The 14,983-nt window shown below is 46.6% G+C and carries 11 protein-coding genes; 1 reads left to right on the plus strand and 10 read right to left on the minus strand.

All coding sequences use genetic code 11. The annotated features are described in order from the left end of the window. Position 1 precedes the first annotated feature (1 nt). The 10 genes from ASG85_RS24465 to ASG85_RS39385 all read right to left on the minus strand — a co-directional run bounded on the left by ASG85_RS24465 (position 2) and on the right by ASG85_RS39385 (position 14,403). On the minus strand, positions 2–1,678 hold the full coding sequence (locus ASG85_RS24465; protein ID WP_060647993.1) for a glycerol-3-phosphate dehydrogenase/oxidase: 1,677 nt from the start codon (positions 1,676–1,678) through the stop codon (positions 2–4). 120 nt (positions 1,679–1,798) lie between these two features. Then, a complete protein-coding gene (locus ASG85_RS24470) occupies positions 1,799–6,205 on the minus strand; it encodes a lamin tail domain-containing protein (RefSeq protein ID WP_060647994.1) in 4,407 nt (1,468 codons plus the stop codon). A 42-nt stretch (positions 6,206–6,247) separates the two neighbouring features. Beyond that, a complete protein-coding gene (locus tag ASG85_RS24475) occupies positions 6,248–7,063 on the minus strand; it encodes an HAD-IIA family hydrolase (protein WP_060647995.1) in 816 nt (271 codons plus the stop codon). A 123-nt stretch (positions 7,064–7,186) separates the two neighbouring features. Then, entirely contained in the window at positions 7,187–7,936 is a 750-nt protein-coding gene (locus ASG85_RS24480) for an MBL fold metallo-hydrolase (protein ID WP_060647996.1), read from the minus strand. A gap of 178 nt (positions 7,937–8,114) precedes the next feature. Continuing rightward, complete coding sequence (locus ASG85_RS24485; RefSeq protein WP_057304860.1) at positions 8,115–8,672, minus strand: glycerol-3-phosphate responsive antiterminator; 558 nt, start codon at positions 8,670–8,672, stop codon at positions 8,115–8,117. Between the two features lie 212 nt (positions 8,673–8,884). Next, positions 8,885–9,871, minus strand: a complete 987-nt coding sequence (nrdF, locus tag ASG85_RS24490; RefSeq protein WP_060647997.1) for a class 1b ribonucleoside-diphosphate reductase subunit beta — start codon at positions 9,869–9,871, stop codon at positions 8,885–8,887. A gap of 22 nt (positions 9,872–9,893) precedes the next feature. Continuing rightward, a complete protein-coding gene (nrdE, locus tag ASG85_RS24495; protein ID WP_060647998.1) occupies positions 9,894–11,978 on the minus strand; it encodes a class 1b ribonucleoside-diphosphate reductase subunit alpha in 2,085 nt (694 codons plus the stop codon). Continuing rightward, positions 11,965–12,324: a class Ib ribonucleoside-diphosphate reductase assembly flavoprotein NrdI gene (nrdI, locus tag ASG85_RS24500; protein WP_047677314.1), complete on the minus strand. Its 360-nt coding sequence runs from the start codon at positions 12,322–12,324 to the stop codon at positions 11,965–11,967. Before nrdI ends, nrdE begins: the two co-directional genes overlap by 14 nt. Positions 12,325–12,915: 591 nt before the next feature. Beyond that, complete coding sequence (serC, locus tag ASG85_RS24505) at positions 12,916–14,004, minus strand: 3-phosphoserine/phosphohydroxythreonine transaminase (protein WP_060647999.1); 1,089 nt, start codon at positions 14,002–14,004, stop codon at positions 12,916–12,918. 171 nt (positions 14,005–14,175) lie between these two features. Beyond that, entirely contained in the window at positions 14,176–14,403 is a 228-nt protein-coding gene (locus ASG85_RS39385; protein WP_235550213.1) for a hypothetical protein, read from the minus strand. Here ASG85_RS39385 and thpR point away from each other — a divergent pair. Then, a complete protein-coding gene (gene thpR / locus ASG85_RS39390) occupies positions 14,381–14,956 on the plus strand; it encodes an RNA 2',3'-cyclic phosphodiesterase (protein ID WP_060648001.1) in 576 nt (191 codons plus the stop codon). The genes ASG85_RS39385 and thpR overlap by 23 nt on opposite strands. Positions 14,957–14,983 lie beyond the last annotated feature (27 nt).

The raw sequence follows: 14,983 nt of genomic DNA on the forward strand, positions 1-14,983 counted from the left end.
TTTAGATAGCATGATCATTTACCGGGAGATCGTTAATAGAAGCGAATAGCGCTTCCATCATGTTGAGCTGTTTTTCCTTCTGAGCTCCGTCGTATGACAGGTGATTGCAAAGTATTTGAAATACTGCGTCAGCATATTTCTCCGCCTTACTCAATTGGAAATAGGTCCAACCTGTATGCAGTCTCAAGAAATCGGACACGTCGACGGTCATTTCTTCTTCCATGCAGTACATCAGCTCTGCATGCAGCCAGTACATTTCTATAGGAATGTTTTGCTGTTTCAAAGCCGGTAGACGGTCTATAATGCGAAGCGCATTCGAACCGAATGTATCAATCCAATCTTGCATGACCGTTTGATTTACGCCTTGTGCGGCTCCCAATCTCACCATTTCTTTCTTCCAATCCGCATAGCTCGCACCACTTAGGTGAACTTCTCCACCGCTCACCGTAATCTTATCCGTACTGCAGGCCGGGTAGCTCCGTCCAGTGGTGTTATGCAGCTCGCTGGCGACAAGATCGACGACTTTCTCGGACATTTTGCGGAAACCTGTCAGCTTGCCGCCGGCTATGGTAATGAGCTTGCTGTCGGAAACGAAAATCTCATCCTTTCTAGACAGCTCAGAAGGCCCTTTGCCTTCCTCATAAATGAGCGGTCTAAGCCCAGCCCAATGGGAACGGATATCATCCGTTGTAAGCCCAATGCTAGGGAACATAAAATTCACCGCACGAATAATATAGTCGCGATCCTCTATCGTCGTTCTTGGGCTCTCAATGGATTGCGAATAGACGGTATCCGTTGTGCCGATATAGGTCACCTTGCCGCGTGGAATGACGAACACCATGCGACCATCGGGTGTATCGAAGTAGGCAGCCTGTTTTACCGGAAAGCGCTCGTAATCAACAACGAGATGGACACCCTTAGTTAAGAACAAGCGTTTCCCTTTCAAGGAACCGTCGATATCTCGCACCTTATCGACCCACGGGCCGGTTGCATTGACAATATGTTTGGCATTAATTTGCGTGTACGTACCGTTGATGCGATCGTGTACACGAACACCCACCGCTTTACCGTCACGGTAAATAAACTCCGTCACCTCTGCATAGTTTACGATGCTGGCGCCTTGCGCGTAAGCAGTCTTCATAATGTCAATCGTTAGCCGGGCGTCGTCCGTTCGGTACTCGAAATATAGCCCGCCTCCCTTCAAGCCATCCTGCTTCAGCAGCGGCTCGAGCTGGGCTGTTTGCCTACGGTCAAACATTTTTCTCCGCTCCTTGCGGGCGACACCTGCCAGCCAATCATAGATGTATAGACCAATCGACGAGGCAAGGTAACCGTATGTCCCGCCTTTATATACAGGAAGAAGCATCGGTGCGGGAATGACAAGGTGCGGCGCATTTTTGTACAAAATTGCCCGTTCCCGTCCAACCTCCTGCACAAGCTTGACATCTCCCTGCTTCAAATACCGCAACCCGCCGTGAATAAGTTTCGTAGAGCGACTGCTTGTGCCGGAACCGAAATCGTTCTTCTCCAACAAGCCGACATTCATACCGCGCGCACTTGCATCGAGCGCGATACCGCCTCCTGTGACCCCACCTCCGATAACCAATATATCTAGCTCGCTCTGCGCCATTGTCTCTAAAATAATCGATCTGTTAGCTGCTGAAAATGTAGGTCTCATGTATGGTTCTCCTCCATGTAAAATATAAAAACCCCCTTAGAAAAAATGCGCAAACAAACCGCATCTCTTCCAAAGAGGTTCTCCTTCATCTCTACCGCTTGGAATTAATTCGTCTTTTGCTCAACGGGGCTGGTGTTTCCTTCCCCCGGCCTCTTCTGGGCTAACAATTACTTTCAATTCAAACGTTTTTCCCTCGAATACGATCGAAATCATTTCCATACCCGGTTTAATGGCCCGGACTAACCCCAATTGGCTTACCTCGAGAGCCCCGGAACTACCTTTGAGCGTGTAAGCAGCCAATGAAGTTATATCACTTTCCGACCCGTCCGCATAAACAGCTTTGACCGCAAGCTGGAACTCCGTACCATCGGTCATCCGTCCGCTCGAAGGAAAATCTGCGCGAATTGAGTCCGGAGAGGTTACCCGAACGGAAGCCTTGAGCACACTCTCGCCGGCCGTACCGGTAATCGTTACTGTACCCGGTTTTATGGCGCGAATATAGCCTTCCGCTGTGACCTCGATAATTGAAGGCTCGCTGCTCGTCCATATATAGCTGCCTGTTACGTTCTCTGCATTGCGTTTACCTCGGTCTGCAAGTACGATCGCCTGCGCTTGAGCGCCGATCTTCATTTCCTGGGGAATACCTGCTAATGTCCGATTGTCATATGCGCGCAGCTGATCAAGATTCAGCTTAAGCAATCGATCCATCGAATAGGACGACATGAACCGCATATGGTTCGCACCCGATTCGAAGTTCACATACAGATTGTCAGCACCATCCTCATTGCGGATGAACATATTCTCCGCACCGGTTGGAACATTGATCGAACCCGTTTTATTCACGCTGTCCAACAACCATAACGGAACGGTAACGCCGCCGATGGACGTTTCCGCATATTTCGTGGACAGGTCAGAGACGTTCGGCATTGCATAGCGAACAATCGAGTTGTAAGGCCGCCCCTGGTTGTAAGTGAGCAGCACTTCTCCCTTGTTAAACGCAACGCCTTGGATTTTATCACCGATACTTATCACATATTTAGGCACAAATTTGTCCATGCTCTCTTCTCGAAAGCTGGGTGTATCCGATGGAAGTCTGTCGTTTAAATCGAGCTCATAACCAACGATCCACGACAAGTGAGACTCCCCGTTTCGGTTATGGATCTGATGCGACGGACTTGTCGTATAAGAAGGCGGGTTGCTGTATTCTCCAACCCACAGCATCCCATCCTCATACGACGCGAATGAGGCATTCGTCACAACGCCAAACGAATCCGCAAATTGTGCGAAGCCTTGGTCCGGCGTATCGATCAGCGTCTGAATCGGCATCCGGTACATCCTCTTGCCGGATGATAGCCATATATTATCCCGGCTTACCGCAACACCGCCCGCATGCCCGGTGTAAATGGAACCGTCGGGATTTTTGAGGTTAACATATTTCTCCAAAGTGCCTGTCTTTGCATCGACGAGCGCTAAAGTGCTGGGATCCCCCGTATAGTGATACGCAGCCATCAGTATCCATTCATGCTGGTTATCTGCAAAATATGACATCCCCTGAGGAACATGACCTTGTACAAGACCCGGTATGATCGGACCTTTCCCCCCGACATCCCACGCCGCCATGTACCGAGATTCAGTAAGTGCATTCGCAGGGCTCGGCTCTCGTTCTACCTGAGTCATTAACGGGTAGGTTGGCTTAGCCGTAGCCGATACGCGCGCGGATTCGTTGCCGGTGTTATCTATCGCGCTCAACTCGAACGTCACCGCAACCTGACCCGGAAGTGCTGGTATCGTGTACGACGTTACCGATGTCGGCAATGTCACCTCAAGCTGTCCGCCCATGTACAACTGATACCCTGCCAAGTCCGATTCCGCATTTGGCTCCCAGCTGACGGTCACTTCACCTCGGTTGGGCTCCGCTTGAAACCCTGCAGGTGCTACAGGTGCAGTTTGGTCATGCATCGACTCGCGAGGAATTTGCGTAGAGTTAACTACACCAGGCGTCCCGGTTTGCTGAACGCCGACGGTCCGCATGTCAGTGCCGCCGAACATCGGATAGGCATAGGTAATCCCTTTTTTCTCGAGAAATTGACCGGCTGTATACGTTGCCGAAACGAGAACAGTACCGTCCGGCTCGACGATATCGATGATACCGCCATTGTTGGATAATCCGCCTGCGCCGTCGCCATACACGAAAGCCGAATCTGGAACATATTTTGCTTCTTGGAAGCCGTAATAGAAAAAGTTAAATCCGTCCGGCTTTAAATAGTTGAGCCCATTCGGACGTACCCAAAATTGAATACTTTTTTTCGGCTCGATGGGGGTCGGATGATCGAACGTCCAAGACCAGCTTTTCGCAGCATCATCTGGCTGCGTAAACCGCACTGTTTTGCCGTTCAGATCGAACGGCTGCAAATGCGGATTGTACAGCTCGATGAACTCATACGCATCGTAGACATCGCGCGATTCGAGCGGCTCTGTGTTCCAAGTGTCGGGAACAATTTCCGTTATCATTACCGCCGGCATTGTATCAGCCGTCGGTGTTGCAACGATTGGAGCCGTCAAATCGGATTCTCTGCCGGCCGTATCGATCGTGCTCACCTGCAAGGAAACCGCCGTCCCGTTTTCCAGTCCCTCAATAATCGCCTCATTCTCCGGCATGAGCAGCTTATTTTGCACCACGCCATTCACATATACGTTCACATAGGCAACATCTGGCTCGAGCGTATCGCTCCAGGTCACCTTCACTCCGCCGACACCAGCCGCTACCTGTATGTCAGTAGGGGCAGCTGGTCGCACCATATCAGCTGGATCGGCTACCTTTTGCACCGGATACAGAAAACCCGGATTGGCCTGCATGGAAAATCTGTCGGCCGAGACAACCCCGTTGCCGCGATCCGGAATGAAGTTGGCACTGATGCTTTCGCCGATATCTTCAACCTTGTAGGTCGTGTCAGTAAGCACAATATTGTCGGGATCTAGAAATTGTACACGGCGCGACGCCGAATTCGACATGCCGCCATTTACGACTACGATCATCTGATCCTCCACAATCGAACTGCCGTAAGCCAGATTGAATTCGGGCAGTCCAACCTGCTGTACGTTGGTGTTTTTGAACCAAATAAGGAATGTCTCTTGCGGCGCGATCATTTTGTTTTCCGTGATGAGATAATCAAAAACGGTTGCACCTGCTATGTATTTTAAAATAAATCCTTTGACGTTAATGGGCGTAGAGGTAGAATTGTACAGCTCAATAAACTCGAACGCATCTGTCCCACCGGTTTTGTAGTCGATATTTTTCGTGTTTGGCGCCATTTCCGTAACTACAAACGAGGGGGCGGCCTGCGGTTTTTGTGCAACCACTGCAGGCTGCGCAGACATTAACCCTGACTGATTGACGGTATAGACAGCGAACGTGACGCTTTGGCCATTCGTTAAACCTGTTGCCACATAGGAGGAGCCTGTCACCAAATCCGGCAGCTGCACGCCGTTCTTATAAATACGGTAACCAGCAACATCCCCCTCAGTAGAAGCATCCCAGCTCAAACGAATCGCCTTATCACGAGGAAGCGCTTGTAAGCCAGTCGCAACAGCAGGAATAACTGGAATGCCCGCCTTTCCGCGTACCGGGAGCGAAGCTGGGGATACGCCTCCGTCAGCATAGACGGACGATAACGTAAACGTATAATCGGATCCATTAGTCAGTCCGGTATATGTATAGGTCACATCAGTAACCGACGCCATTGAAAGACCGTTTCGGGAATGAATCCGGTAGCCGATCACATTCGAATCGCTGCTCGGCGTCCACGACAGCGTCAAGCTGCCGTCTCCCCCAGCTGCGATCACGTCACTCGGCGCCACTCCTAGCACTTCATCGGAGGCGATACGTCCCGGCGTTGCTGTCTTATTTCCACCGTTATACACCATAGCAATCCCAGAGGAAGGCTGCTTAAATGAAATGCCTTTGTTTTCGAACGTATCGTCGTTATCAGAATTCACGAAATATGTGGCGACAACGATTTCCGAACCGAGCAGGTCGACTAGGGAAATGTTTATATTTTTCTGTGAAGAGCTTCCGTTGTACAAGCCAGAAACGTTTTGCAGAACATGTATACGGTCATTCGGCAGTTCGGACTCAGCGATACCATAATTGCTTCTGAACTGGTCATGTGTCAATTGTGGTGTGTTTCCACTGATCACACTATTTTGAGTCCAAATCAGCACCGTTTCACGGGGGGGAATTCGTACGTTACTACCAAGTGTTCCTTCCCATTTAAAAACACCGTCAATTTTCCCCTGAAGCTTGTAACCCGTCAAGTCAATCAGTTCATCTGAAGCGTTGTAAAGCTCGACGTATTCGTAGCCATCATTTGAATTTACATTTACCGTGTCCGGAACCAGCTCCGTAATAAATACGGCCGAAGCAGCAGATGCCGATACAGCCGGGATACCGATCCCGGTCACGACCGAAGCGGCGAACAGTGACAGAGCAACCGAGCAAACGACTATTGGTTTGAACTTACGATTCATAGCTCTCCTCCTCTTATTAACCCATGATCTCGCCGTCTCATTTCAATCCAATTCTAATGTACTTGCAGTCTCTTCGATAACCTCCTCTAACAAAAGGTCATATACAGAATTAAGAATATAATCCGGTTGATAGTCTGATTTGAAAATGTCTTCCTTTTGTGTAATTCCCGTCAAAACCAATGCCGTATGCAAACCCGCAAGTTTACCCATCAAAATATCCGTTTCAAGCCGATCACCTGTCATTAGACATTGATCTGCGTTTAGCTTCAAACTTTCCAATGCCGCTTTGGCCATATAAATGGACGGTTTACCGGTAATAAGTTCAATTTTCTTTCCTGTTGCTCCTTCAATAGCTCCGATCATCCCCCCGCAATCCGGAACATCACCTCCCTCCGTCGGACAAGTTCTATCCGGATTTGTGGCAAGGACCATAGCTCCTTTCTTAATCGCTTGATAGGCAAAATCCAGATGAGAGTAGTGAAACTCACGATCCCATGAGGTGATGATTACATCTGTTTCTTCAGGTGATTCTGCGAATGTAAACCCCGCCTGCTTGAATTCTTCTTTGATCAATGGTTCCCCGATCACGTATATTTTACAGTCTTCGTATTTTTCTTTTAAAAACCGAATGGTAACCAGCGTCGGACTCAAGATTTGGTCAATCCCAACTTTTATGCCCAAACCGTTTAGTTTGGTGACGTATTTGTCTCGGGATTCAATCGTTTTATTCGTTAAAAACAAGATTTTTTTATGTCTCGATTGAAGGGATTCGATCACCTCAGCTGCGCCGTCAATCAAGCGCCCCCCCAAATAAATAGTGCCGTCCAAATCAAATATATATCCTGCAAAATCTTTCATCTGTTCCCACTCCTATATCTATAAATTCAAAAAAAATCCCAAACCTTAAGACAGACTTCACCTTCCGGCTAAAGTCAGTCTGATAGGTTTGGGATTCTACTCGTCTCTTTCCCTTACACATCATCATAGATTAATTTTCATGAAATCAAAGCCAATGATTATTTTATCCTTAATAGCTATAACCTGACTGTCGAGAACGCGATCATAAGGCTCTGTATCGGTTAAATGAACGGCTACCACCTGATCAATACGTTCCAATGGATAGTAATTAATTATTTCCTGTAAGCTCGTATGGTTAACCCGTGGACGTTCGGCAGTTGTCGCTTCATGAATCATTATGTCAATCTGCTTTTGTTCTTTGATCCAGCTATTGGGCTCCGTGTCTGCCGAATAAACCAAAACCTTGTCTTTATATTGGATTTTTAATCCAACGGTCGGACCTAGTTGCAGACTTGGAAAGGTCGTTATCATTAACTCCTCTTCTTTTATCAACAGTGATTCCGTTCTCCACGCATACTTATGGATCTGAACTTCAAATAACACAGGCCATTGATGAATATCAATCACTTCTAGCCATTTCTTTAGTTGGACCTCATTCTCAGAGGAACAATAAATGATCAGGGGCTTCGTTCGACCTGCTAGCCACATTCCCCATAGTAGGGATGGTAATCCGTACACATGATCGATATGAAAATGGGTGAAAATGATCTCCTTCACTTGATGGACGCTAATTCCCAATTTAGCAAGCTTGCTCAAAGGACTTCCCCCAACGTCTACCATCGTGCAATCTTCCCTGTTTTGGATGAGGAAATAGGTGTTATCCCTATCCATCCCGCCAACAGCGCAGGCTGTCCCTAGTAAGGTAATTTCCATTTTGTGCAATTGTCCCCCTAAAAAGATAAAGAACCCGCAACTACACATGAACTCACTTTCCCATTAGAAAGTGAATTACAGTGTAATCAGGGGTTCTCATTAGTCTCTACCCAAGATACAAAATAATCTAATATTGCTACTATATAATAAAAATAATGAAAGCGCAATCAATTAATCGCTATTGCCATAACTCAGATTTCCCGGTAGAGACTGCCAACGCCCCAGCGTGCAAAGCCTCGTCTATTTCCCTCTGATTGTCAACCAGTCCCCCGGCAATAATGGGGTAGGGAGTCATTGAAGTTAGCCCCTCGATAATGTGGGGCATAATGCCAGGCATGACCTCAATCGCATCCGGCTGGCTTTGCTCCGCCGCTTTGATCCCTCTTAGCACGGCGCTGTGATCAATTAGGAAAATACGTTGAATGGCCATCAAATTCATGTCTTTCGCAATCCGAATGAGGTTACCTTTTGTAGAAATAATACCGGTAGGCTTTACATTTTTCGCTAAATAAGATATTCCGGTCCGATCAGCCACTATTCCTTCTATGAATTCTACATGAATAAAGACTTGCTTACCTGCGCCCTTTATCTTATCCACCAATTCCTGAACATTGAAGATGGAGCCTATTAGCAGAAAAATAATATTGGCCTGACTCTTTATAGCAAGCTCTAGTTCTTCTTCTTTTTGTACGGTGGCAATGGTTTGATGCTCTACAAGATCGATTATTGGATACATATAAACTCTCCTTTCAAACAGATAAACAAAAACCCTGACCACAATGAAACATACCCCTCCAGTTGAAGGATATGATCACGGGAAAGGGTTTCTCTCTATATTCGAACCTGACCGTATTCAATGGATATGATTTAGTTTGTATTATAAAATCGGTATCGACTTTTGTCAACACAATCTCACTCCGTTAAATCCGCAGCTAACCATGTTAATATTCAATCCCCAAAAAGGAAATCATCATCCGTCAACGCTTCAACGTGAATCGTGCGGACATAACCATTCCCTTTTTTCGAGAAAAAGTCATGCTGCTTCGTCTTCGTGCTCAGACCGTTAAGAACAATCGGATTAATATCCTCTTCTTCGAAAATGGGGTCTACGCCCAGATTCATGAACGCTTTATTCGCGTTGTAGCGTAAGAAAGCTTTCACTTCTTCTGCCAAGCCCAAAGTCCCATAGAGACTTTCTGTATAGCTTTCCTCATTGGCATGAAGCTCCTTAAGCAAGGCACACAATGTTGCATACGCCTCATCCTGCTCAGCAGGACTTAACTCCGCATAAACCTCTTGTGCCAACACACCGATATACAGGCCATGAATGCTCTCATCGCGTAAAATCAAATCGATGATTTCGCCGCTGCTCGTCATTTTACCTTGTCCAGCCAAGTAAAGCGGATAATAGAAGCCGCTATAGAACAAGTAGCTCTCCAGCAGGACAGATGCTGCCATAGCCAAATACAGCTCTTTAGGAGTTCCAATGTTTTCGTAGAAATGGGAAATCTTGTTTGCCTTGAACTGCAAGTAAGGATTGCGTTCCACCCAAAGGAACAGCTCATTGATTTCCTCCGTTGTAGACAACGTGGTGAAAATACTGCTGTAAGACTTCGCATGTATCTGCTCCATCATCCCCATGAAGCTCAGCACAGCTTTGCGCTGGAGTCCATCGACATGCTCAAGAATTTTCGGCATGCCAACGCCGCCTTGCATGGTATCGAGCAGCGTAAGGCCGCCGAGTACTTTCATGTATAGCTCACGTTCTGCACCGCTTAACGTGATCCATGACATTTTATCATCAGATAATGGGATTTCCTCATCTGTCCAGAACTGCATAATATTTTGATTCCAGAAAGTGATCGTAAAATCATCATCGGGACGATTCCAGTTCACAGCTTTCTTGGCATTACTTAGGGTAGTGGCCGTACTCATTTATATTCAATCCCCTTCCAAATTACACCGAGCAGCTGACGCATTCCTCAACGGATAGCTGATTTGTTCGCGTGTAGTAGAGCGATTTAAGTCCTTTGTGTGCCGCATAGAGGTATAGTTTAGCAAGTTGTCTCGTCGAAACATCGCTATTTACATGTAAAATGGTTGAAATCCCTTGATCCACATGTGTTTGAATCTCAGCAATAAGATCAAGAATCTTAAACTGATCCATTTGATAAGCAGATTTATAGTAAAAGAAATTATCACGTGCCATAAAAGGCATCGGATAGTACGTTGTTGAGTTCGCGTAAGTTCGAGTCTCGATAGGTTCAACAATCGGCATGACACTCGAAGTTGCATTTTGAATATAAGAAATACTTTGTGTTGGAGCAACGGCCAATCGGTAAGCATGATAAAGACCATTGGTTTTTACATCTTCTTTTAGCTTAGCCCAGTCGCTTGGTGATGGAATCGGCATCCCCTCAAACAAGGACTTCACTTTATCCGTAAGCGGAGTGTAATCCGTCTCCGTATACCGGCTGAAGTAGGCACCATTCGCATATTCGGATTGCTCAAAACCTTCAAAGGTTTGCCCTGAAGATTTGGCAATTTCCATGCTTTTCTCAATGGAATAATAGTTCATAGCCATGAAGAACGTGCGAACGAAATCTTTGGCTTCATCACTCTCATAGCTAATTTTGTTCTTAGACAAGTAGCCATGAAGATTCATGACACCAAGACCAACGGAGTGCAGCTCACGGTTCGCTTTGGCAACCCCCGGCGCATTGCAGATCGTCGTCATATCACTAACAGAAGTCAATGCAATCATGCCCTCGTGAACAGTTTCGCGCAGCTTCTTACGATCCATTACATTTGCAATGTTCATGGAAGCAAGGTTACAGCTGATATCTCTAAGAATGAGATCATCTTGGCCGTAATCGTTGATTTCCGAAGTTTCTTGCAGTTGGAAAATCTCTGTACAGAGATTAGACATTTTAATCGTACCGATACCTTTCAGGGCATGATCCCTGTTAGCATTCGTACGGTTCATCATATATGGATAACCGGATTCCAGTTGGGTAGTCGCAATTTTAACTAGCATGTCACGCGCACTCATGACAACCTTTTTCTTCACCTTCGGGTTAGCCAGCAGTTCGTCGTACATTTCATCGAGATCGATATCATCCAAATGCTTTCCATAAGCTTGCAGTACCGTGTAAGGAGCAAATACATGCAACGGCTGGTTCTCTTCAGCCAACTTGTAAAACCTGTTCGGTACAATGAGACCGATGGACAGTGTCTTCAGGCGCGATTTCTCATCCGCATTAATTTTCTTACTATCTAGGAACTCCATAACGTCCCAGCCGAAAATGTTGTAGTAAGCAGCTCCTGAACCCTTACGCTGACCCATTTGATCTGCATAGGAGAACGCATCCTCCATAAGCTTAAGCACCGGCATAATACCTTTTGCTGCGTTTTCCACACCTTTAATCGTTTCACCGCGTCCACGAAGCTTGGACAAGTTAACGGCTACACCGCCGCCAATTTTGGAAAGCTGCATGCAAGTAGCAAGCACGTAGTTAATCGAATTAAGTGAGTCGTCCATCTCCAATAGGAAGCAGGATACCATTTCACCTCGGCGGCTCTTACCTGCATTAAGGAATGTCGGTGTCGCTGGTTGCAAGCGTTGTTCCATCATCGAGACAGCAAGAACACGCGCTGTTTCCACGTTCCCACGTCCCAAGTACAAAGCAACAATAGCAACGCGATCCGGGAAATGTTCCAGATATAAGGACTTGTCATCACTGCGTAAAGCGTAATCCGTATAAAATTTCGAAGCTGCCATGTAGGAGGCGAACTCGAATTGATTATCGTGGGCCACTTGATAAACATCGTTAACTTCATCTTGCGTATATTTCTCATATACGTTCTCGTAATAGTTATGATCGATCATATAACGTACTTTAGAAGAAGTATCGGGGAAAGTCAGGCTTTTACTGTGGACTTCCTTCATAAAAACTTCAACAGCTTCTTTATCCTTCTCTAGTTGGAAAAAGCCATCCGCTCCGCGTTGCATTAATAAATTATTCAGCTCAATGTGCCGCAATTGCATGTACCCCCTGAACAAATCGTTCTACGTCATTTTTGGTGCCGGATAACTCAAACTTGGTTAGCACAGGCACATCGTACTGCTGTGAGATCGTATCTGCGCTTTTGGCAAATCCGTCTCCCCAGTTGCGGTTACCACTCGCTGCTACTCCGATAAGACGAGAGGCATTGCTTTCTAGGAAAGAAGCTACCTTAGGAGGCACTTGACCAAAACCGGTTGTATAGGTAACGAGCACGAAGGGCTCGTCCATCTTCATCGCTTCCTCAATTTGAATCGCTGGCATTTTGAGCTTAGCAATAAATCGGCGAACATTTCCCGTCTTCGAATCGTAAGCAATCAGCATGGGCTTCCGTCTCCTAACACTCTCTTATTCTCTATCTAGTACCGCTTATGTAAGTAACCCTATATGTAGTAAACAAATGAATCATTCCGTGCAATCCAAGCTGGAATCCGTCATTGTCCTTTCGACAAAATATGCGAATTTCAGAATCTCTTAACCAAGGAAAAAGGCGGTAATTACGGGGTTTATAACGGAATTTGATTCTATTTTTTCACAAATTCTAGCAGTTGTGTGTTTCGCTTTTTTCACGATATCTAGTTGATAGATTCAAATTTATATCAATATATTGTGTTTGTCAACGAGTAAAAAGGATCATTTTGACTATCAAAATACGTAAACCTAGACAGGACGTGGCTCGGAAGGCTTTGAAAATATTTTTTCAATTTCGACTTGAAATTTTCGAAATTGTCGAAAGCAAGATTAGGGCTTTAAGCTCACTAGATATAGATCCATCCCGTCCCAAATACAGGCTCGCCAAACCGCCCCAGAGTCCGTCTAAGGTCGTCCATAGCGATGATGCAACATTCCTATCCTGAAACAAAAAAAGCTATTCACACGCACACGAGGGTGCCGTGAATAGCTTAATCTTATTTCTTAACCGTTACGTTTTTGGAAATCACTCATGAACTCAGCAAGCGCTTTGCAGGATGCATAAGGAACAGCATTATACGTAGATGCTCTCAAACCGCCTACACTGCGATGACCCTTCAACCCAACAAATCCGTTCTGCTCGGTTTCCTTGATGAACTTCTTCTCTAACTCTTCATCCTGCAAACGGAACGTGATATTCATTGCGGAACGACTGCCCGCATCAACAGGACCGCGGTAGAAACCACCGCTTTGGTCGATTGCGTTATAAATTAAACCTGATTTCTCAAGGTTGTTTTTCTGGATGACAGCTAGTCCACCTTGTTCCTGAATCCATTTCAATACTAGGTTCATCATATAAATGGAATAAACCGGTGGTGTATTGTATAGGGAATTGTTTTTGCTATGAATTTCGTAGCGAAGCATAGTTGGAATCTTTTTAGGCAGATCCTGTAATAAATCTTCCTTTACAATAACCACAGTTACACCAGAAGGACCTAGATTCTTTTGCGCTCCTGCATAAATCATGCCGAATTTCGAAACATCAACAGGACGGCTCAAGATATCACTGGACATGTCCCCAATTAACGGCACATTCCCTGTATCCGGGAAGCTTTGGAACTGAGCGCCTTCAATTGTTTCATTCGAAGTCAGATGCAGATAAGAGGAATCCGGATGAATATTGATTTCACTCAAGTCGGGAATTTTCATAAATTTCTGTTCTTTCGAGCTTGCCGCGATGGCAACTTCTCCGAACAAGCTTGCTTCCTGAATAGCTTTCTCCGCCCATGCACCTGTAAGCACATAGCTGCCAACTTTACCTGGCTTTAGAAAATTAAGCGGAATCATAGCGAATTGTGTACTCGCACCACCTTGCAGAAACTGCACTTGGTACCCATCAGGGATGCTAAAAATTTGTTTCAACAATTGCTGAGTTTCATTATGTACTTGCTCGAACTCCGCGCTGCGGTGAGATATTTCCATAATGGACATACCGATGCCTTTAAATTCGACAAGCTCCTCTTGTGCTTTCTGCAGTACCTCGAGAGGTAATGCCGCAGGCCCCGCGTTAAAGTTATAAGCCCTATTTCCCATGAATGACCACACCTTTGCTTTTTTGTATTATCGCTATGATAGCAATATTCTCTTCATGCATCAAGTAAAACCTCAGTTGGCAATGCTAGGAGAAGTACGAAGAAGAAAACAGATTTGGATACTAAAGGAGCCTAATTTACTTATGACATTGCTTGATAAAATAGGAGAAAGTTATACAAACACTGCGAATTCTGAAAACTCCAACACCTCAAGTTCCGCGAATGCTACAAGTTCAACGAATGCCTCAAGTTCCATAAACAACTCAAGTTCCATAAACAACTCAAGTTCCACGAACAAACCAAGTTCAACGAACGCCCCAAGTTCAACAAATACACAAAGTTCCACAAACGCACAAAGAGCCACAAACGCCTCCGAGATGTATCGGCTGTTCGTAGGCATTAAGCTCCCGCAAGACGTCCAGCGGGAGCTCGACATATGGAAAGACAGCATCCAAAAGGTGCTGCCTTTCCAAAAGTGGACACATCCGCAGGATGTCCACGTCACGTTAAGCTTCCTCGGCGACGCATCCGCCGAGACAGCCGAAGCGCTAGMGGCCGACCTGCGCCAGCTTGCTGCAGCTGCGCTGCCGCTGACCCTGCACGCCGAGGGACTCGGCGTGTTCGGACCTCCGGCGGCGCCGTCGATCCTCTGGGCGGGCCTCGCCGGCGACCTAGACGCGCTGGCTGCGCTGCAGCGCGAGGTCGCGGGCGTCTGCGCCCGCCACGGCTTCCCGGCCGAGGCTCGCGCCTATCGGCCGCACCTTACACTAGCCCGCCGCTTCCGCGCAGCGGCGGGGCCTTTCAAGCGCTCCGCCCTAGCAGCGGTAGGAGCGCCTGCCGGCGGCTGGCCCGTGTGGCAGGTAGAGGACATCGTCCTCTACCGCAGCCACTTGGGCCGCCAACCGTCGTACGAGCCGCTAGCCGTGTTCCCATTTGAGGAACAATCTACTTAATACATTCCACATAATTTCCGCACTGGG

It is taken from the genome of Paenibacillus sp. Soil724D2 (assembly GCF_001427935.1).
In the GTDB taxonomy this organism is placed as follows: Bacteria; Bacillota; Bacilli; order Paenibacillales; family NBRC-103111; genus Paenibacillus_E.